We start from the raw sequence: 19,000 nt of genomic DNA on the forward strand, positions 1-19,000 counted from the left end.
GGCGGCGCCGTGAGCGGCGCCGCCGGTGCGCTTCGGGGCGGCGCCGGACCCGGGCTTCGGGGATGCGGTCGGCGCCTTGCTCTGCGCGGAGTCCGGGGCCTGGGAGGGGTGGGGGAGCGGCAGGAGCGGGGAGGAGAGCGTCGGCCCGCCGAAGAGGGAGCTCAGCAGGAGGACGACGTAGCCGACGGCCGGAACGACGAGCAGCCACCCCAGGCGTCGTACGCGGCGCTGGCGCCTGCCCGAGGAGTCGACGAAGACGGGACTCGGGTCGGAGGCGGGGAAGGGCGTGTGCGCGGCCGGGTGCTCGGGGGAGGGCGTCTGTGCGGCCGGGTGCTCGGGGAAGGGCGCGTGCGTGGCCGGGTGCTCGGGGAACGGCGCGTGCGTGGCCAGGTGCTCGGGGAAGGGCACGTGTGCGGCCGGGGGTTCGGGGAAGGGCACGTGCGGATACGGTTCCGCCGTGGAACCCGGTGGTCGGTGCATCGGTGGACAGCCTCTACAGGTGGTGGACGGGACCCGGGCGGTGGTACGGACACGGGGGACGACCCGCGCTGCGCCGGACCGGATCCCGCCCGGGGTCAGGGGTTCGCCCCCGAGGGGCGCCCGGTCGGGACGTCCCGGCGGGGCGGGGACGGGGCAGTGCTGGGGTGTCCCGGCGGACGGGTGCGCGGCCCGTGCTCTCCGGCGCCGGGCCCCGGGGTGACGGGACGCCGGCTCGGATCGGCTTTGCCGGAAGGTGTGGGGGCGCCGGCCCGCGGGTTACGCGTCGGCGAAGCGGCCGGCGCGGAGGCGCTCGGCTGCGGTGTGCCGCCCTGGACGGGAGCGCAGTAGCCCGGAACACCGGACAGGCTTCCCGCGGCGGCGACCAGCGCGGCGAACCGCTGCTCGGCCAGGACCTCCTCGGGGCGCGGGCCCGGGGCTCGGGCGAAGGACCGGCACAGCTCGGCCAGGTCGGCGGGCACCGCCGCGGACGAGCGGCCGGACGCCTCGGGGGACGGCGCGTCCGGCGCGACCAGGGTGCCGGGCGCGGGGGAGGCGGCCGGGAGGTCGTGCTCGGGGGTGCCGCCGAGGACGGTGGGGAGGTTGCCCGTGCCGGCCGCGACGGCCACACCGCCGAGGGCGGCTGCCAGTACGGCGGCCGCGACCTTCGCGCCGAGGAGCGTCGCCGGGGTGAGCAACGACCGCCTCGTGGAGCCCGGTGCGGGCACGGGTACCGGGACCCGGCCGGGCGAGGGGGCGAGGCGGGCGGCCCGGAACAGGGCGAGGGCTTCCTGCTCGCCGGACAGTTCGTGCTTCCCCGCCGGAGCCGCGGCGGCGGCGAGCAGCCCCGCGAGGGCCTCGTGACGCTCCGAGGTGCGGGGCGAATCGGCCAACTCGGATGAATCGGACACACCCGGCGTGCCCGAGACCTGCGACCGGGCGCCGGCGAGCAACTGCTCGGCCGTGGCGTGGTCGATCCGGCGGGATCGGTGGGTGCTCATTTCGTGCCCTTCAGCGTCGGAGCCGTCGTCGGTGTCACTCCTGGGGCAGAAGTTTTCTCGGACCGCCCCGGATCGACCGGTTCACCCGGTATGCCCCCGCTCGGCGCGGCCCCCGCCCCCTGCTGTTCGAGGAGTTTGGCGAGCTTGCGCAGCCCACGGTGCGAGGCCATCCGTACCGCCCCGGCCCGCTTCCCCAGCACCCGGGCGGCGCTGTCCGCGTCCAGGTCCATGACCACGCGCAGGAGCACGGCCTCCGCCTGATCGCGGGGCAGGAGGGAGATCAGGGCGAGCGCCGCACCGGTCCCCATCGTGGCCAGCGCGGCCCCCTCGGTGTCCTCCCTGGCCGCCCGGTCGTGCAGGTACTCGACCGGTACGCTCACGGCCGGCCTGCGGCGACGCCGCCGCAGCAGATCCATGGCCCGGTTCCGGCCGATCGTCGACGCCCAGCCGCGGAACCCGTCGAAGTCCCCGCTGAACGAGCCCAGATCCCGGGATATCTGGAGCCAGGCCTCGGACGCCACGTCCTCCGCGTCCTCACCGACCAGGACGGTCAGGTAGCGCAGGAGTACGGGCTGCACCGCGCGGAACAGCGCCTGGAAGGCCGCCTCGTCCCCCTGCTGCGCCGCCCGGACGGCGCCCGTCATGTCTCCCCGGGCGCCCTGGTCCCCCGGGGCGCCCCGGGTCGCCGGTATACCCGCTCCGCTGTCGGCTCCGCCGAACTCCTCCGCACTGTGCACGCGGGACATCATGCGCCACCCGGGCCGGAAGGCTCACCCCGGCCGACGGCCGGCCTACGGTTCGGCCGCTTCCCGTAGCCCCGGTGGATCAGTTGCTTCGCTCCGGGGCTGGTCAAACGCGGGGACGTTGAGCAAGGATCGCGTCCGCACCCCACCACGCACGTTCTTCCGGCACCACACGTCCCTCACAGGAGGATGTCCATGTCCCGCCGTACCTCCCGCGGCCGTACCGCTGCCGTGATCGCGTCCCTGACCCTGCTCGGCCTGGCCGTACCCGCCTCGGCCGATGCCTCGGCGCCCGCGTCCGCCCTGCCCCGGGGCCGTGTCTTCATGGTCAACCCCGTCCAGTCCACCGGTGATCAGACGCTCGTCGACGCCAAGGACTCGGCCGGCGCCGTACCCGACTCCGCCTACGCCTCGGCCGCGCTCCGCAACCTGGACGCCGGCGGGGGCCTTTCCGGCCGGTGGGCGTACATCCGGTCGGAGACCGGCGCGCCCGCGGCCGCCCTGGACGCCGGCCGGTACACCCGCGCGGACGACCAGTTCGAGCAGGTCATGGCCTACTTCTGGGTCAACGAGGCGCAGGAGTACCTGCAAGGCCTCGGCTTCGGCAGCGAACTGCGCGGAGCCAACGACCGGGCCCAGCCCGTCCGCATCAACCAGTGGGGCGCCGACAACTCCTTCTTCACCGACAAGAAGGCCGAGATCCGCTTCGGCAAGGGCGGCGTGGACGACGCCGAGGACGCGGAGGTCATCGTCCACGAGTACGGGCACGCGGTGCACCACGCGCAGGTCCCCGGCTTCGGCACCTCCCCGGAGGCCGGGGCGATAGGCGAGGCCTTCGGCGACTACCTGGCCGTCGCGGTCGGCGACCACGCCGCCGCCGTCCGCGGCTGGCCGCGCGGGGCGGACCCGGCGTGCGTGGCCGACTGGGACTCGGTCGACTACAGCGCGGCCCCGCACTGCCTGCGCCGCATCGACGGAGACAAGGTCTACGCCGACCGCACCGGCGAGGTGCACGCGGACGGCGAGATCTGGTCCCGTGCCCTCCTCGACATCCGCGGGGCCCTGGGCGCGAGGACGGCCGACCGCATCATCGTCAACGCACAGTTCGACTTCGCCCCCGACACCAGCTTCCGGGACGCGGCGCTCGCCACGATCGCCACCGCTCGGAGCATGTACGGGACCAGCGCCGCGGACGCGGTCCGGACGGCGTTCAGGGACCGCCAGATCCCCGGCATCGGCTAGGCCGTCGTGGGGGAGCCGGGGAACCGGTGACGCGCGGGCCGGGGAGCCGGGGAAGGGGCGCGCTCCGGGGAACAGGTCCTAGACCGGGGAGGGTTCGACGGAGGACCACCCCTTGGCGGTGGGGGTGAAGACGATTCCGCCCACCACCAGGAAGCCGGACGGGCCGTCCGTCCCGGGGCGGACGCCTCCCGGGACGGTGAACCGGCCCGTCTGTTTGCGGGCGGCCAGGTCGATGACCACGCCCGAGGTGCGGCACCGTACGTACGCCAGACCGTCGGTCACCACCACCGCGTTCGCGGCCTCCGGGCGCTCCGGGTCGGTGCACTCCTTCGCCAGCGGAATCCGCCACACGGCGCCGCCGGACTCCTGGTTGAGCTCCATGAACCCCGGTTCGCCGCCCGCCGCGGTCGCCATCAGGTACACCTTGTCCCCGGCCGCGGCGGGCCCGGACAGGGTGGTTCCGGCGTACGGGAGGTCCGCGCTCCGCCGTTTCGCCGGCTCACCGCGCAGTACGCCCGCCCCGTTCTCCTTGCTGCACAGGAAGACGGTCGCCTCGTACACGTCCCTGGCCAGGGTCAGCCCGCGGGTCTCGCAGGTCCCGGGCATCGCGAACCGGGTGCCGTCCTGGGGGCTCCCGAACGGCAGCTTCTTCCCCGAGGCCCCGTCGAGGGCGGTCACGAAGGTCTGGAAGCCCATGTCGGCCTTCTGGGTCCGCCCTTGTACGTACACCCGGTCCCCGTCCACCCGCAGTGCCGGATAGTCGTCCTCGGACCCGGACACCGCCTGCTGCCACAGGAGCTTGCCGTACCGGGTCTCCAGGGCGGTGACCGTGCCGGACGCGGAGACCGCGAACACCCGGCTGCCGTCGGCGTCCAGGACCGCCCGCTTCAGCTTCTCCTTGGTGGGGAACTCCCACCGGGGCGTGCCCTCGACGAGGTCCAGCGCGGTGAACCCCTTGCTGCCGGGCACGATGACCGTGTGGGTTCCGGCGACCGCTCCGGGAGCCACCAAAGGGGCCTGCCCGTCCACTGAGTCCTGCAGCATCTGCCCCCACAGCATCTCGCCGGTCGCCGCGTCGTACCGGCTGAGCCCGTCGCCGGAACCGTTCCTGCCGGGGTAGGGCGACGTACACGCCAGTGAGGAGGCCGCGTAGACGCAGGCCGCCATCTCCCTGATGCCGTCCCAGGCCCGCCACCCCGCGGGGCGCCGGGCGGGGGAGTCCGCGTAGGCACGGCTGCCGCCCGGGGTGCCGCCGTCGGTGGCCAGGTAGGGAGCGAGGGTCCCGGTGACGGCCGGCTGGGAGGGCTTACGGGTGGTGGCGCCGGAGGGGCCGGGCGTCCCGGAGGACGCCGCAGGGGCCTTGGCGTCGTCCCGCGGGCCGCCGTCCCGCGGGGCGAACCCCAGGTAGTACCCGCCGCCGGCCAGCAGCGAAGCCACGAGCACCCCGGTGAGCAGGGCGCGTCGGCGCGGCCCGGACATCCGCCGGCGACGCCGGGCCTCCAGGTCTCCGGCGGGGCCGGTCGGAGGCCCCGACGGCCGGGTGAGCGGCCCGTCCGTGTCCTCGGCTTCCTCACCGGACGCGGCGGTCGATCCCGCAGGGCCTCCGGTGCCGTCTGTGTCTGCGCCTGTGTCTGCGCCTGCGCCTGTGTCTGGGTCTGCGGCTGTGTCTGCATGTGCGTCCGCGTCCGGGTTCCCGACGGCACCTGCCGCCGGATCCGCGTCCGGGTTCCCGACGGCACCTGCCGCCGGATCCGCGTCCGCGTCGGCCCGCGAGCCGGTCCACGTCCCGGCCCCGCCGGGCTTACGGGCCTCCCCGCCCGGGCCGCCCTCCTCGCCGACCGGGTTCTCCCAGTCGGCCGCCGAGATCCGTGCCAGCGCGGCCAGCAGCTCGTCCGGTCCCGGCCGGGCGGCGGCCTCCTTGTCCAGGCACGCCCCGACCACGGCCCGTAGCGAATCGGCCAGCCCCGCGATGTCCGGAGCCTCCGACACCACCCGGTAGGCCGTCATGTAGTGCGACTCCGCGTCGAAGGGCCCCCGCCCGGTCGCTGCGAACACCAGCACCGACCCCAGCGAGAACACGTCCGAGGAGGCCCGCACCCGGGCGGGAGCCGACAACTGCTCCGGCGACATGTACGGCGGCGTCCCCAGGATCTGCCCGGTCGAGGTCAGCGTCTGCTGCCCGGCCGCCCGCGAGATGCCGAAGTCGATGACCCGCGGCCCGTCGTCCGTCAGCATGACGTTGTCGGGCTTCAGGTCACGGTGGATCACCCCGGTGGTGTGCAGCTCGCGCAGCGCCTCCACCAGTCCCAGCGCGAGCAGGCGCAGCGCGCTCCCGCGCAGCGGCCCGTCCGCCTTCACCCGTGCGCCCAAGGTCCACCCCGGCACCAGTTGGGTGGCCATCCAGGGCCGCTCCGCGTCCGGGTCGGCGTCCACCACCGCGGCGGTGAAGGCCCCGCTCACCCGCCGGGCGGCCGCCACCTCCTGCCGGAACCGGGTCCGGAACTCCGGGTCGTCCGCGAACTGCTGGTGCACGAGCTTCACCGCGACGAGCCGCCCCGAAGCGGCCCGCCCCGAGTACACCGTCCCCATCCCGCCCGAACCCAGCCGGGCGATCAGGACATACCCGCCGATCGCGCGCGGATCCCCGTCCCGCAGTGTCATGTCCCGTCCCGCCCACCCGAGTACGTCCGTCGGCGGCACCCTATCCCGGACCTGCGCATCCACACCGAGCAGGCACCCGTCCGGCCGTCCCCGCTCCGCAGGGCGCGGCGGGTACGGCGGCCCGCGTCCGGGCCGGCCGGTCCGACGGGCCGAATCAGGCGGTCCCCCGACCGTCCTGCGCCCGGTCCGGTGCCGGGGGCGCCCCGCGATGTCTGATGTTGACGGCCGTGGCCTTGGCCATCATCAGGGGGTTCAGGAAGCGCACCGGGCCGATCAGGCGGGAGGCGAACAGGTGCATGTGCCGCGCCATCGACGCATCGCGGGCCGCCGCCGAGAACACCATCTCCTCCGCGGGATTGAACGGACGGGCCTTGGCGAAGTCGACCGCCAGGTGCTGGTGGCCGCGCAGTCGCCACTGGTGTCTGCGCGCGTACCGGGCGAGCGACCTGTCGAGCCTGCCCCGACCGGTCGCGGCCGGGGCGACCGCCTCGGCCAGCCATTGCGCGGTCTGCAGGGCCCACCCGCATCCCACTCCCCACAACGGGTCGCTGGTGAGGGCGGCGTCGCCGACGAGCGCGATGCCCGGCGCGGTCGGCTTGCGGCTGAGCAGGGGGTAGTCGACCGTACCGATGATCTTCGAAACGCGCTCGGCTGCGTCGATGGGCGGCGCCTCGGGCAGGGCGCGGACGAACGCGGAGAAGCTGCCCTCCAGGTCCTCCCGGAAGGCCGGGAGCCGCTCCTTGTCCGGGAGCACCGCGATGACCGTCACCCCGTCGTCGTTCGGGAACGCGTACGCCATGTCGGGTTCGAGGAACCAGGTATGGCCGATCCCGCCGGGCAGCGGAAGACCGCGGTAGTGCGCGAGGTAGCCGAACCGCGTGTTCTCGTAGCTCCGGGCGCGCATGCCGGCGAACTCCGCCACGGCCGAGTCCTTGCCGTCGGCGCCGACCACCAGGCGGGCCCGGATCTCGCGCTCGCCGTGCGGAGCCGTCGCGCGGACCCCGACGGTCCGTCCGGCTTCCCGGAGCAGCCCGGTCACCCGGTGGCCGAGCAGCAGCTCGACGCCGGGTGTCTGCGCCGCCCGGGACCTGATCAACGGGTCGAGGGTGCTGCGCCGGACGTTGTACCCGTAGGGCAACTCGGGTCCGCCCGGAGCAGGCTTCGGCGTGATCCAGCCCCAACGGGTGTACCAGCGGGCCTCGTTGCGGACGGCACCCGCCTCCTCCAGGGCGGGGACGAGGCCGAGCTCGTCCAGCACCGGGTAGGCGTTGGCGGTGAGGGAGTGGGTGCACAGCACCTTGTACGCCCCGGGGTCCGAGCGGCGTTCCAGCAGCGCGACGCGGACGCCGCGCCGGGCGAGCAGGATCGCCGCGGCACTTCCGGCGAGGCCGGCTCCGCTGATGACGACGTCGTAGTCGTATTCCGCGCTCTCAGGGCCGGGCATGCGCTGATCGCCCCCTTCGGGTGGGGTGCTGCTGACGGGAGTGGGAGTGGTGCGGCTCCCCACTGGTGTCATGCTCATGAGGACTTGTCAAGATCGCGCCCGACCGCGAAGTCCGGGCCGGACTGTGAGGGCCCCGGCGGCCGCTCGCCTCACCGGCCGGTACCAGGGGGCGGGAACGTCCCGGTTAGAGTCCGACGATGACGATGCCGGCAGACAAGTCCTTCCTGGAATCGGTGCGTCGCGCCGACGTCGGCCGACTGGCCGGCCGTCTCGACGCGCAGCTCTGCCCGCCGGCCGTGTTCGGACTCCTCATCCGGCACGAGGATTCCCGCTTGCGGTACCTGGGACTGGTCCTCCTGGCCGAGCGCGTCACCTCGGGCCGGACGGGCGGCGAGCAGGAGATGGCCGAACTCGCGGAGCTGCTACCGGCGCCGGTGGCGGGGGCGCCCGAAGAGGGAGGACCACCGGGCCAGGGGGTACTTCTCCTTCAACGGAGCGGCGCCCTCCCCGGAGGAGGACACCGCACTGGAAGCGGTGGGTGGTTGGCCGCGGATGCCGAAGAAGCTCAAGCTGGTCAGCGGTGACGTCGCCGGTGGGCCGAGCGACGAGGACTTCGACGACAGCACCACCGGCCCCGCGGACCCGGACGGCCTGCTGATCTCCCCCGCACACGGCTCCTGGCTCCTGGATCACCTGGCTTAGGCCCTACCCGGGAACGCACCGGCATCCGACCCGAGCGCGATGAGCGGCCATTCCGGCCGTCCTCCGCGACGGGCGGAGGAGGCCGCGGCCCGGTGCCCGAGGTCCCCCCGGGGATCAGCTCCTGGCGTGCTGGTGGAGGGTGGCTGCCAGGAGGTGGGAGTCGAGGAGGGAGACGTCGGCCGTCCTGTCCGCCCGCGCGTAGCCGGCCAGCATCCGTTTGGTCAGGACGAGCGCCTCGGGGGAGCGCCGGACCAGGGGCCTGGTCCAGGAATCGATCACCCTGTCCAACTGGTCGAGCGGGGCGGTCCGGTGGAGCAGGCCGATCCGGTGGGCCGTGTCGGCGTCGAAGACGTCGCAGGTGAGCATGAGCTCGCGGATCCTGGAGGCGCCGACCTCCGAGACGAGGCGTCCCATCGCGCCGCCCCAGGCGGGCGGCAGCCCTATGCCGATCTCCGGCATGCGGAAGCGACTGGTGTCGGCGCCGGCGCGCAGATCGCAGAACGAGGCGAGGGCGAGGCCCGCGCCGACGACCCGCCCGTGCAGCCGGGCGATGGTGACCGCGTGGGTGTTCTCCAGGGCCTGACACAGGCGGTGCGCCTTGTCGGCGATGCGCCGCAGGCCCACGCCGGACGGATCGGCGGCCAGCGCCGCCTGGTACTCGCTCCGGTCGGCGCCGAGGCAGAAGTCCGTACCCAGTGACGACAGCGTCAGGATCCGGACGTCGGGTCTCTCGTGGAGTTCGTCGAGCAGGGTGATGAGGTCGTCGAGGACCGCGGTGTCCAACGTGTCGTCCTGCCCCCAGGGGTTGAGGCGCACGTGCAGGACGGGTCCGTCCTGTTCGGCACGTACCGACTTGGGGGCGGTCCGGACGTACGCGGGGAGGGGGGCGGGGGCGGGGACAGGCTTGGCGACGGGGAGCGAGTCGGTCATGCGAGTGCTACGTCCAGGTTCAGGAGTCGCCGGAACGCCACGCGGGGCGCCATCGACGGGGGGCGTACGAGGGTGAGGCGGGGGAGGCGCCGGACCAGTTGGCGGAGCAGGGTCTGGGCTTCGAGGCGGGCCAGCGGCGCGCCGAGGCAGTAGTGGATGCCGCCGCTGAACGCGAGGTGGTCGGGGGAGCGTTCGGGGTCGAACCGGTCCGGGTCGCGGTGGCGGGCCGGGTCCCGGTGCGCCGCTCCGATCATGAGGTGGACCATCTCGTCGCGGCCGATCTCGAAGCCGCCCAGCACGGTGTCCCGGGAGGCGACCCTGCTGATCACGTGGGTGGGCGGGTCGTAGCGGAGCGTCTCCTCCACGAACCCGGCCACGAGGTCCGGGTTGTCGGCGACCATGGCCCAGCGGTCGGGGCTCTCGACGAGCCGGAGCGTCATCGTCGACAGGAGGGTCGCGGTGGTTTCCAGGGCGGCCAGCAGGACGAACAGCACCAGGTGGTAGACGCCTTCGTCGGCCAAGTCCCGGTCGGGTTCGATCGCGTCCCAGGTCTGGATCCACCGGGTGACGGGGTCATCGCCGGGATGGGCGCGCCGGTCGTGCACGAGGTCCATGAAATAGGTGCGGAGTTCGGCCGTGGCGGCGTCCGATAGGGCCAGTTGGCTGGCCGACGGCAGCAGCTCCTGGGTAAACACCTGATCGTGCGTCAGTTCCCGGAGCCTCGGCCAGTCGGCCCGCGGGAGTCCGAGCCAGTCGCCTATGGTGGCCACCGGCAGTTCCTCGCAGACGAGCTCGGAGAAGTCCGCCGCCTCGCCGGTGCGTATTCGCTCCGTGAAGGCGTCGAGGAGTTGATCCGCGGTCCCCTTCACGTTGCGGCCGATGCGCTCCACGGTGCCGCGGTCGAACGTGCCCGCCGCCCGCCGCACCCTGGTGTGGTCCGGGGCGTTGAGTGCGGCGAGCGTATGGCCCATCTCCCGTGAGGAGGGGGCGTTCCAGCGGGTCCCGGTCCCCTGGCGCTCGCGCCATTCCCGGTCGGGCTCCAGCCACTGGCGGTTGCGCAGGATCTGATCGCAGGCGGCGAAGCCCGTCACGGCGAAACCGCCCCAGGGGGCGGGCACCACCTCGCCCCGTGCGAGGAGTTCGCCGTAGATGGGAAAGGGGTCGGCCTGCCCTCTGGCCGTCCGGAGACGGGAGAAGAGGGAGGCGGACGCCCGACGGTCGTACGTCGGAGTGATGGCAACGCCCATGATGGCGGCTCCTTTCTGAGAACCAGCCGCCATGCATACCCGCATGATCGTTAGCGCATCCACTACCACTGAGTACTCAGGACGTTACTAGAATCACACTGGACCTCTCGGTCACTCGCCCCTGGTCCACGCCAGGAAGCGGCTGAACAGGCCGCCCTTGGGCTGCGGCGCGGCACCGGCGTTCGTACGCGAGGGGCCTGCCCCCGCGGGGGAGCCGGCGGGCGCCTGCTGGTGGGGCATCCGGCCCGCGTGCGATCCGGGTGATCCGGGAGATCCGGGCGCCCCGGGCGCCCCGGCCGACCCCATGACACCGGCCGGTCCGGCTGCCTGGTGGACGGTCCGCGGGGTGAAGCGGATCGGGAGGGTGACCAGCGAGCGGCTCCACGGACTCGGAGCCCAGGTCAGCGACTTGAACGGGACGCGCAGCTCGACGTCGTGAAGCTGGTTGAGCAGCGTCTCGACGGCCGTTACGGCCATCATGAAAGCCGGGTCCTTGGCGGGGCAGGCGTGCGGGCCCGCCCCGAAGGCCAAATGGGCCTTGGCGCTGAGCTGTTCGCGGTGCTGCGTCAGCTTCGGGTCGGTGTTGGCCGCGGCGAACGAGACGAGGACCGGGTCGTTGGCCCGGATCACCCTGCCGCCGAGCTCCACGTCGTGCGTCGGGTAGTGAGCCGCGTAGTTGGCGATCGGCGCGTAGTTCCAGAGCGTCTGCGAGACCGCGTCCTCGACCGGCAGGCCACCCTGCCAGTCCTCGCCGAGGTACAGGGCGCTGCTGGTGCCGATGGCCGCGGCCAGCGGTGCGGTGCCGCCGGAGAGCAGGGTGACCAGCTGGTGCAGCACCTCCTCGTCGCTCAGCTGGGCCGAGTGCTCCATCAGGCGCGTCGTCAGGTCGTCCGTCGGACGCCGCCGCTTGAGGGCGATCAGCTCGGTGAGCGCCCCGCCGAGCACCTCGTCGGCGCCGGGCGTTCCCTCGAAGATGCCGCTGATGCCGGCGATCACGCGGTCGCCGATCTCGGGCGGGCAGCCGAACAGGTCGCTGAAGACGAGCAGGGGCAGCGGCTGGGCGTACTCGGCCATCAGCTCCGCCTGGCCGCGGATGTCGGTACTGAACTGACTGATCAGGTAGTTGGCGGACTGCTGTGTCTGCCTGATGAGCTGGTGCTCGTTGACCGTGGCGAGGCTGTCGGTGACGGCCCGCCGCAGCCGGGCATGGGCCGCACCGTCGCTGAAGAGCGCGTTGGGGCGGTATCCCATCATGGGCAGTGCCGGGCTGTCCGCCGGGACGCGGCCTTCGGCCAGGGCGTTCCAGCGGCGCGAGTCGCGCACGAAGGACGCCGGGTTCTGCAGGACGTACAGGGCGGCGTCGTAGCTCGTGACGAGCTCGACCTGGACGTCGGGGGCGATGTCCACGGGCGCACTGGGACCGTAGGCGCGCAGCTGTGCGTAGTGGCTGTCGGGGTCGGCTCCGAACGAGGGGCCGTACATCTGGACGTTCCCGTGCGCGGGGCAGCCGGGGGGTATCTCCTGCGGATCACGTGGCTGTTGCATTCCTGCGCTCCTAGCCGAGTTGGGACATGAGGTGTTTCACGAGGGTGATGAGGGCCCGCGCGGAGGAGTTCTGGTCCCGTACGTCGCACTCCACGACAGGAGTGTCGGCGGTGAGGTTCAGGGCCTCGTGCACCTCGTCGAGCGGGTAGTGCGTGGTGCCCTCGAAGTGGTTCACGGCGATGGCGTACGTCAGGCCGAAACGTTCGACGAGGTCCAGGACGGGGAAGGACTCGTGCAGCCGCTCCGGGTCGACGAGCACCAGCGCACCCAGAGCGCCCCGCGAGAGCTCCTCCCACATCTCCTTGAAGCGCTCCTGGCCGGGCGTTCCGAAGAGGTAGAGCACCAGGGTGTCGCTCAGTGTGAGCCGGCCGAAGTCCATGGCGACCGTGGTGGTCGTCTTGTCGGGCGTGCCCGACAGGTCGTCGAAGCCCACGCTGGCCTCGGTGATCTCCTCCTCGGTCCGCAGGGGCTCGATCTCGGAGAGACTGCCGATGCAGGTGGTCTTGCCGACCCCGAAGTGACCCACTATGAGGATCTTCACCGCGTGGGAGACGTCTGGATCCAGGTACACGCGCGTTACGCTCCGAATCGATTCTTCAGGCCCTCGAGCACGGCGCTGACCAGTTCTCTGTCGACACGTTCGGCGCGTGGTATCGGTGTCCTCGCGAGGATGAGACCGTCGTCCTCCAACTGCGCCAGCAGGATGCGGACGATGCCCAGGGGCAGGTGCGTGTGCCCTGCCACCTCGGCCACGGACAGGAAGCCCTTGGCGACCAGGTCCATGACCTGCCCCGCTTCCGGCGACAGCGTGCGCGCCGCGGCCTGTCCGTTCTCCACCGCCGCCGTCACGAGCGTCGTGTGCTCGTACTCGTGCTCCGGGGGCAGTGCCCGTCCGTTCGTGATCACGAAGAGGGGGACTAACGGAGAGGTCAGTTCCAGCTCTTCGTCCTGTTCGAACCCATCAGGCATGACCTGTCCCCTTCGCCGGTGCCGTCGCGGTCAGTCTGGGAACCACCTCGTGCAGACGCGTCGTGAACTGTTCTATGTCGCAGTCGTGTTCGGCGGCAGCGGCCAGGAAGGCATCGGGGCCGGCCGCCATCAGGAAGATCCAGCCGTGCTGGAACTCGATGACCGTCTGACGCCATTCCGCGTCCTCGACGGCTCCCGCGAACTGGGAGGTGACCCGGCTGTAGGCGTGGATGCCCGTCATGGCCGCGGAGATCGTGTCCGCGAGGTCGCGGCTCATCCCCTCGGTCGCCCCGCGGGGAAGACCGTCCGATCCCAGCAGCACGGCGTGCCGGGCGCCCTTGACCTCGGCCATCACCCGGTCGAGCTCGCCGAGGGCGAATCCCGCGTCACCGGCGCTCTGCTGCCGGGGGGCGCTCCCGCGCGGACCTCCGGCGTCCTCGGTGCTCACCCGCGGCGGCGAGGTGAGGTTGTTGCCCAGGCGTGCGACGAGGCGGTGCATGCGGAAGGAGATCTGCTGCATGTCCACATCGGGCGCTGCCGCGGCGGCGAGGTAGGAGCCCTGACCCGCCCCGATCAGGAAGCTCCAGCCGTGGGAGAACTCGATGATGGTCTGGTTCCACTGCCGGTCCTCCTCCGGTCCGGCGAAGTGGGCCGTGGCCCGGCTGAGCGACTGCATCCCGGCCATGGCCGCGGAGATGGTGCGTACGTCCTTCTCGGCCAGCCCTTCGGTCGCGCCTCGGGGAAGGCCGTCGGCGGAGAGCAGGACGGCGTGCCGCGCACGGGGCACGTTGTGCACGATGTCCTCGAGCATCCACGAGAGGTCTGAGGTCATGCCTCTTCGGGCCCTTCGAACGAGGTGGCGTCAAGGTTGCGGCCGGAGAGCGTGCCGCGCTGGAAGGCGCCCAGACTGCGCCCGGAGGCGCGGCCCGTTTCCCCCGAGGTCCGCGGCGCCGGTGCGGTGGCGTCCGGATCCGGGACGCTCGCGATGGGCGCCTGGCGTGCGCCGCGCTTGGGCAGACCGTGCATCGTGCGCGACGTCGGGCTCGGGGGCGTCGTGGCCTGCGGCGGCCGGCTCTCGGTGACGCGCCGGATCTCGCTGACCGGAGCCTCCTGGACGGGCGGCATCTCCTCCATGGTCCACAGCTCCTCGGGCAAGAGGACGACGGCCCTGACGCCGCCGTATCGGGAGACTCCGGTGACGTCGACCTTGAAACCGTGCTGGCGCGCGATCAGGCCGATGACCGGGAAGCCGAACTTCGGCTGGGTCCCGAGCTGCGACAGGCGGGGGGCGACTTCCCCGGAGAGCAGCGCGGTCGCCCGCTGCCGCTCTTCGTCGTTCATGCTGACACCGGCGTCGTCGATGACGATGCACAGGTTGTTCTGGACGCGCTGGAACGTCACCTCGATCGGTGCGTCGTGCTGCGAGAAGCTCGCGGCGTTGTCCAGCAGCTCCGCCACGGCGAGGGCGACGGGCGCGACCGCGGACGCCTTCAGGGCGAGACTGGTCTGCTGCATGATGGCGACCCGGTGGAAGTTGCGGATCTGGCCCTGGGCACTGCGCACCACGTCGTAGACGCTGGCGGGCCTGTTGCGCCGGCCGAGCGGCGCACCGCACATGACGGCGATGCCCTGAGCCTTGCGCGCCATCTGGGCGTTGGCGTGGTTCACGTCCAACAGGTCGCTGAGGACCGTGTGTCCGCCGTACTTGCGCTGGATGCCGTCCAGCAGCGTCGTCTGCTCGGCCGCGAGGCTCTGCAGGAGGCTGGCGGCACCCTTGAGGACCGCCTTGGTGTTCTCCTCCGCCGCTTCCTTGGCTGCGCGGAGCGTGGCGTCCTGCTCGCTGCGGAATCTCTGCAGCTCGGCGTGCGACGCGTGCAGGTAGCTGTCCGCCGTGAGGAGCTGGTGCCTCAGCTCGGCCTCGGTGTGCTCCTTCTTCGCCCCCAGCGCTCTGTTGCGGGCGACGAGTGCCACGACCGCGACAACGGCTATCGCCGCCACCGCAACCAGGCACCACACAAGTGCGTCTCGATTCATGGAAACCTTTCCCGGCGCGTGCCATGCGGACGGCTGCAGATACACCTCGCGAGGCCCCGCAACACAGCTGATCGGCACGGTTCACCTGCTGTTACGCGGAGAGCATGCCGCCGATCCAAATCAGCATCTGCGTCGAAATGGAACAAGATCGCAGATGCCGGGATGCTATCACCGGATCTTCAACCCCCCTGACGCCCGCTATGGCGCGAAATCCGCCCAACCCGGGTGTCACAGGCGCCGGTTGACATGCTGTTTCGGCCCGTCACATCTGCTATCGGCCACCCCTCCCGCTATCGAGTCGTTAAACAGTTCTTCACGAGAGGAGTGGCGATCTCTCACATCTGCCTGAGGCCCCGTCAACCGGGCCCGGGGCCGCCCGGGCCGGCGGTGTTCCGCCGGCACGGGCGGCCGGGGGTCAGGCGGCCACCGTGCGACGCTCCCCCTCCGTCCGCCCGGCGGAGAGCCTGCCGGTGCGGTGCAGCGCGTGGAGCGCGGCCGCACAGGCCAGGCCGAGCAGGAGGAGCGCCACCCAGGGCAGCGCGGGCACGCGCGCTTCCCGGGCCGCGTCCAGCGCCATGCCCGTCACGAGGTTGCCGAGCGTGATGCCGATTCCGCAGATGGTGTTGTACAGGCCGTAGTACGTGGCCACGAGGTGACTGCCCGCCAGGCGGACGATGGTGTCCATCTCGAAGGGGTAGGCGATCATCGTCCCCACCGCCAGCAGCAGCGCTGCCGTGGCGGAGGGCAGTGCGGCCAGGAGCCACAGCCCCACCCCGCCGTCGGGCACCGGCACCGCCGAGGCCGCGAGGAGCGGCACGAAGGCCGCCCCCATCGTCAGCAGACCCCAGGTGAGGGCGCGGCCCGCCTCCATACGGGCCTTGCACCAGGCGGTGACCCTGGTCTGGAAGACGATCGTGCAGAGCCCGGACACCGCGAACAAGGCCGCCACCGCGACCGTGCCGGACGTTCCGTCACCGCCCAGGCGCCTGACCTCCAGGGGGAGCGACAGGTAGACCTGGAAGGTCAGGACGTACGAGCCGATCATGGCCAGGGAGAACAGCAGGAACGGTCGGTTCGAGAACATCCGCCGCCACTGCCGCAGGACGCCCTCGCGCTCCTCCTCCGCCGTGCCGGCGCGGTCGGCGCGACGGGCGGGCAGGGCCCGGATCTGGACGATGCTCAGGATCGCGAAGATGCCTGCCGCCGCAAGGCAGGTGACGCTGAAGTCCACACCCGTCAGCACCATGCCGACCAGCGGGCCGAGCAGGATGCCCGCCTGGTAGAAGACGTTGAACAGGGCGAACGCTTCGACACGGCGCTCACCCGCCTCTGCCGCCAGGTAGGCCCGGGTGGCCGGGTTGAACAGCGCTCCCGCCAGGCCCGTGGCCGCCGAAGCGGCCAGCAGCGCGGGCACCGATTCGGCCAGTCCGAGCGCCGCGAATCCGATGACGCGCAGCACGAGGCCCGCGATGATCATCGGCTTGTAGCCGAGCCGGTCGCCCAGGGTCCCGCCGATGAGGAACATGCCCTGCTGACTGAAGTTGCGCACACCGAGGATCAGCCCGACGAGCCAGCCCGCGAGGCCCAGCGGACCGGCCAGGTGGGCGGCCAGGTAGGGCATCAGCATGTAGAAGCCCAGGTTGATGGTGAACTGGTTGACCATCAGGAGCTGGACGCTGCTCCCGTACGAGCGGACCTGCTCGATCGTGTCCTTCACCGGGACTGCTCCCGTGCTCCGGCTCCGCCGAGGGTGAGCGGGTCGACGACGGTGGTGCAGCGGGTCCAGCGGGTGACCTCCTTCTCGTCCAGGCGGCCGATCAGGTCCGGCTCCGGGGCGGGCGGGGAGCCGAGCAGACCGTGGGCCGCGCAGTAGCCGTCGTCGTAGACGGTGCCGAGGTAGCGCTGCGGGCCGTCCGGAAAGACGGCCGCGATCCGTGCGTCCTCGGGAAGCGACCGGGCGAGCCAGCCGGCGACCAGCGCGACCGCTCCGACGCTCCATCCGCCGGTGGCGTAGTGGGAACCGGCCAGTTGGCGGCAGGTCCACACGGCTTCGGCGGGGGAGACCCAGTGCACCTCGCTGAAGTGCTCGTAGGCGACGTTGCGGGGGTAGATGCTCGACCCCAGTCCGCGCATCAGCCTCGGCCGGGCGGGCTGTCCGAAGATCGTGGAGCCGATGGTGTCCACTCCCACCAGCGTCAGATCCGGGTAGAGCTGACGCAGCACCCGTGAGACCCCGGCGGAGTGGCCCCCGGTACCGACGCTGCACACGAGTACGTCGATGTGCCGCAGCTCGGTGGCCAGTTCGAGGGCGAGCGGGGCGTAGGCGCCGGTGTTGTCGGGGTTGTTGTACTGGTCCGGGCACCAGGAGTCCGGGTACTGCTCCAGGAGCTGCCGCACGCGGTCGCGGCGGGCCTGCTGCCAACCGCCGTCGGGGTGCGGCTCGCAGACCATGTCGACCTGGGCGCCGTACGCGACCAGCAGTCGGGTCATGGACGGCTCCAGGCCCGGATCGGTGACCAGGGTGATCGGGTGCCCGTAGACCATGCCCGCCAGTGCGAGGCCCAGGCCCAGGGTTCCACTGGTGGACTCGATGATCCTCGAACCGGGCTTGAGGTCGCCGCGGGCTCGGGCCCGTTCGACCATGTGCAGGCCGGGACGGTCCTTGATGCCGCCCGGGTTGAAGCCCTCCAGCTTCGCCCAGAAGCCGCGTCCCGTCGGGGTGAGGGGTTCGGAGATGCGCAACAGCGGGGTGTTGCCCACCAGCTCCGACAGGGCCGTGCGGCCCGGGCCTGTGGCTGACGTGTCGGTGGTCGCGAAATGCATGGCTGTGCCTTCGTTCGTGGTGGCTTCGACGACTCGTTCGGACGGCACGCCATCGGAGGGCATCAGGAACCGGGGTTCCCGCACCCAAGGACGACGTGCGGCAGCCGCGGCGTACGGCTGCGGGACGGGACGAGTGGTCTAGATCCGCCACCGGCACGTGCAGGCCAGCGCGGAGCGACCGGTGCGGGCTATGGGCGATCTGGCGGAGTCGGACACCACCGCGGTGGCCGGTGTGGGGTGCACCGCCCCGGGCTCGCGCGGGACGGGGGTTGCGTCCGTCTCGGCGGGGCGCTGCACCGCGCCGGAGACCCAGGTGGTCAGGCAGGGCGCGGAGCAGGCGGAACCGTGCTCGTGCTGAGAACGGCCGGGGGACGGGGCATCGTGCGGGGGCTCTTCGTATCCGGCCGACTCGGCCGACTCGGCCGACTCGGAAGGGGAAGGGGAGAGGGAGAGGGAGAGGTGGCCGTGACCGTCGTTGGAGAGGGCGGAGGAGCAGTGGACGGCAGCCAGGAGCAGCACACTCAGCGCGCAGGCGAGCAGGACGCCGGCCCAGGACGGAACGCGGCGGGCCCAGGGTGGAAGGCGGAAGCGGAGCACAGGTCCTCCGTGGCAGTCGTTCCTCTCGGCCGACGGACGGAGAAACGGCATGGGCGGGTGCACGCGGGGCCAGGTGGATGTGAACGCCGGAGGCCGAGATGGTTGAACATATCGCCGTCTCGTGGGCACATCCGTGTATCCCGCACCCCGTGGGGTGTCGTCGGAAAGCTCGGAAAGCTCGAAGGGTCCGGCGCCTACACCTGGAGGACGGTCCGTGATCTGAGATGCTCTGCGGGCCCGGCAGGGAATCGCTTCGACCGCTCGGCCGGTCGCGTAACCCGTAGGGGTCGGGAATTCTGCCCCTCGTCCGGCGCGTGGGCCAGGGCGGGCGTGTCCGCGACCCGCGACGGTGCGCTCGTCGAGCGGCGCACACCCTCATCGGCGGCGTGGCCTGCGTCCTCGGAGCAGCCCGCAGCAGGCGCTGCTGCCGGGCCCGCCGCATGCGCGAGGGAGCCGGAGGCGACCGGCGCGACGCCTCCACCGTGGTGTTCCGCACGTGAGCAGCACGTGCCCGACAGGGGGAGGAGGAGCAAGGTCAGCGCGGCGATGACCAGCCGATACGCCAGCGAGAGCGTCGGCCGGCCT

Annotated in this window: 16 protein-coding genes and 1 pseudogene; 2 read left to right on the forward strand and 15 right to left on the reverse strand. The window is 72.2% G+C overall.

Annotated features, from left to right (window positions below):
- The 3 genes and pseudogenes from ABZY57_RS18435 to ABZY57_RS18445 form a co-directional block, all read right to left on the reverse strand.
- Positions 1–438, reverse strand: a pseudogene (locus ABZY57_RS18435) (hypothetical protein); the annotation flags it as partial.
- Positions 439–575: 137 nt separating this feature from the next.
- A complete protein-coding gene (locus ABZY57_RS18440; protein WP_356513124.1) occupies positions 576–1,478 on the reverse strand; it encodes a hypothetical protein in 903 nt (300 codons plus the stop codon).
- On the reverse strand, positions 1,475–2,122 hold the full coding sequence (locus ABZY57_RS18445) for an RNA polymerase sigma factor (RefSeq protein WP_356513200.1): 648 nt from the start codon (positions 2,120–2,122) through the stop codon (positions 1,475–1,477). The genes ABZY57_RS18440 and ABZY57_RS18445 overlap by 4 nt, the downstream gene beginning before the upstream one ends.
- Before the next feature lie 294 nt (positions 2,123–2,416).
- On the opposite strand from ABZY57_RS18445, the gene ABZY57_RS18450 reads away from it, so the two are divergent.
- The gene (locus tag ABZY57_RS18450; protein WP_356513126.1) at positions 2,417–3,463 is read left to right on the forward strand and encodes a M4 family metallopeptidase; all 1,047 of its coding nucleotides are present in this window, start codon (positions 2,417–2,419) and stop codon (positions 3,461–3,463) included.
- 78 nt (positions 3,464–3,541) lie between these two features.
- Here the strand turns inward: ABZY57_RS18450 and ABZY57_RS18455 are convergent, their stop codons facing one another.
- Both ABZY57_RS18455 and ABZY57_RS18460 read right to left on the reverse strand, forming a co-directional pair.
- Positions 3,542–6,124: a protein kinase gene (locus ABZY57_RS18455; RefSeq protein WP_356513128.1), complete on the reverse strand. Its 2,583-nt coding sequence runs from the start codon at positions 6,122–6,124 to the stop codon at positions 3,542–3,544.
- A 154-nt stretch (positions 6,125–6,278) separates the two neighbouring features.
- Positions 6,279–7,568 carry an NAD(P)/FAD-dependent oxidoreductase gene (locus ABZY57_RS18460; protein WP_356513130.1) on the reverse strand — a complete coding sequence of 430 codons (1,290 nt, stop codon included), beginning with the start codon at positions 7,566–7,568 and terminating at the stop codon, positions 6,279–6,281.
- 552 nt (positions 7,569–8,120) lie between these two features.
- On the opposite strand from ABZY57_RS18460, the gene ABZY57_RS18465 reads away from it, so the two are divergent.
- Positions 8,121–8,270 carry a hypothetical protein gene (locus tag ABZY57_RS18465; protein ID WP_356513132.1) on the forward strand — a complete coding sequence of 50 codons (150 nt, stop codon included), beginning with the start codon at positions 8,121–8,123 and terminating at the stop codon, positions 8,268–8,270.
- A gap of 114 nt (positions 8,271–8,384) precedes the next feature.
- Here ABZY57_RS18465 and ABZY57_RS18470 read toward each other — a convergent pair whose 3' ends face one another.
- From ABZY57_RS18470 to ABZY57_RS18515, 10 genes are all read right to left on the reverse strand, one after another.
- Positions 8,385–9,200, reverse strand: a complete 816-nt coding sequence (locus ABZY57_RS18470) for an enoyl-CoA hydratase/isomerase family protein (protein ID WP_356513134.1) — start codon at positions 9,198–9,200, stop codon at positions 8,385–8,387.
- Entirely contained in the window at positions 9,197–10,447 is a 1,251-nt protein-coding gene (locus ABZY57_RS18475; protein ID WP_356513136.1) for a cytochrome P450, read from the reverse strand. Before ABZY57_RS18475 ends, ABZY57_RS18470 begins: the two co-directional genes overlap by 4 nt.
- Before the next feature lie 111 nt (positions 10,448–10,558).
- Complete coding sequence (locus ABZY57_RS18480; protein ID WP_356513138.1) at positions 10,559–11,992, reverse strand: cytochrome P450; 1,434 nt, start codon at positions 11,990–11,992, stop codon at positions 10,559–10,561.
- A gap of 10 nt (positions 11,993–12,002) precedes the next feature.
- Entirely contained in the window at positions 12,003–12,563 is a 561-nt protein-coding gene (locus tag ABZY57_RS18485) for an ATP/GTP-binding protein (protein ID WP_356513140.1), read from the reverse strand.
- Positions 12,564–12,568: 5 nt separating this feature from the next.
- A complete protein-coding gene (locus ABZY57_RS18490; protein ID WP_356513142.1) occupies positions 12,569–12,961 on the reverse strand; it encodes a DUF742 domain-containing protein in 393 nt (130 codons plus the stop codon).
- Positions 12,954–13,793, reverse strand: a complete 840-nt coding sequence (locus ABZY57_RS18495; protein WP_356513144.1) for a roadblock/LC7 domain-containing protein — start codon at positions 13,791–13,793, stop codon at positions 12,954–12,956. The genes ABZY57_RS18490 and ABZY57_RS18495 overlap by 8 nt, the downstream gene beginning before the upstream one ends.
- On the reverse strand, positions 13,790–14,995 hold the full coding sequence (locus ABZY57_RS18500; protein WP_356513146.1) for an ATP-binding protein: 1,206 nt from the start codon (positions 14,993–14,995) through the stop codon (positions 13,790–13,792). Before ABZY57_RS18500 ends, ABZY57_RS18495 begins: the two co-directional genes overlap by 4 nt.
- A 415-nt stretch (positions 14,996–15,410) precedes the next feature.
- Positions 15,411–16,712, reverse strand: coding sequence for an MFS transporter (locus ABZY57_RS18505; protein ID WP_356513148.1), 1,302 nt, complete (start codon positions 16,710–16,712; stop codon positions 15,411–15,413).
- On the reverse strand, positions 16,709–17,818 hold the full coding sequence (locus ABZY57_RS18510; RefSeq protein WP_356513150.1) for a PLP-dependent cysteine synthase family protein: 1,110 nt from the start codon (positions 17,816–17,818) through the stop codon (positions 16,709–16,711). Before ABZY57_RS18510 ends, ABZY57_RS18505 begins: the two co-directional genes overlap by 4 nt.
- Positions 17,819–17,956: 138 nt before the next feature.
- A complete protein-coding gene (locus ABZY57_RS18515) occupies positions 17,957–18,415 on the reverse strand; it encodes a hypothetical protein (protein WP_356513152.1) in 459 nt (152 codons plus the stop codon).
- Positions 18,416–19,000 lie beyond the last annotated feature (585 nt).

This window comes from Streptomyces sp. NPDC006450, from assembly GCF_040612195.1.
GTDB lineage: Bacteria > Actinomycetota > Actinomycetes > Streptomycetales > Streptomycetaceae > Streptomyces.

Bases quoted from the DNA above. Each gene is read 5' to 3' on its own strand.
- ABZY57_RS18450 (WP_356513126.1), top strand. From the start codon at position 2,417: ATGTCCCGCCGTACCTCCCGCGGCCGTACCGCTGCCGTGATCGCGTCC.
- ABZY57_RS18460 (WP_356513130.1), bottom strand. From the start codon at position 7,568: ATGCCCGGCCCTGAGAGCGCGGAATACGACTACGACGTCGTCATCAGC.
- ABZY57_RS18470 (WP_356513134.1), bottom strand. From the start codon at position 9,200: ATGACCGACTCGCTCCCCGTCGCCAAGCCTGTCCCCGCCCCCGCCCCC.
- ABZY57_RS18455 (WP_356513128.1), bottom strand. From the start codon at position 6,124: ATGACACTGCGGGACGGGGATCCGCGCGCGATCGGCGGGTATGTCCTG.
- ABZY57_RS18475 (WP_356513136.1), bottom strand. From the start codon at position 10,447: ATGGGCGTTGCCATCACTCCGACGTACGACCGTCGGGCGTCCGCCTCC.
- ABZY57_RS18490 (WP_356513142.1), bottom strand. From the start codon at position 12,961: ATGCCTGATGGGTTCGAACAGGACGAAGAGCTGGAACTGACCTCTCCG.
- ABZY57_RS18510 (WP_356513150.1), bottom strand. From the start codon at position 17,818: ATGCATTTCGCGACCACCGACACGTCAGCCACAGGCCCGGGCCGCACG.
- ABZY57_RS18500 (WP_356513146.1), bottom strand. From the start codon at position 14,995: ATGAATCGAGACGCACTTGTGTGGTGCCTGGTTGCGGTGGCGGCGATA.
- ABZY57_RS18495 (WP_356513144.1), bottom strand. From the start codon at position 13,793: ATGACCTCAGACCTCTCGTGGATGCTCGAGGACATCGTGCACAACGTG.
- ABZY57_RS18480 (WP_356513138.1), bottom strand. From the start codon at position 11,992: ATGCAACAGCCACGTGATCCGCAGGAGATACCCCCCGGCTGCCCCGCG.
- ABZY57_RS18440 (WP_356513124.1), bottom strand. From the start codon at position 1,478: ATGAGCACCCACCGATCCCGCCGGATCGACCACGCCACGGCCGAGCAG.
- ABZY57_RS18445 (WP_356513200.1), bottom strand. From the start codon at position 2,122: ATGACGGGCGCCGTCCGGGCGGCGCAGCAGGGGGACGAGGCGGCCTTC.
- ABZY57_RS18465 (WP_356513132.1), top strand. From the start codon at position 8,121: ATGCCGAAGAAGCTCAAGCTGGTCAGCGGTGACGTCGCCGGTGGGCCG.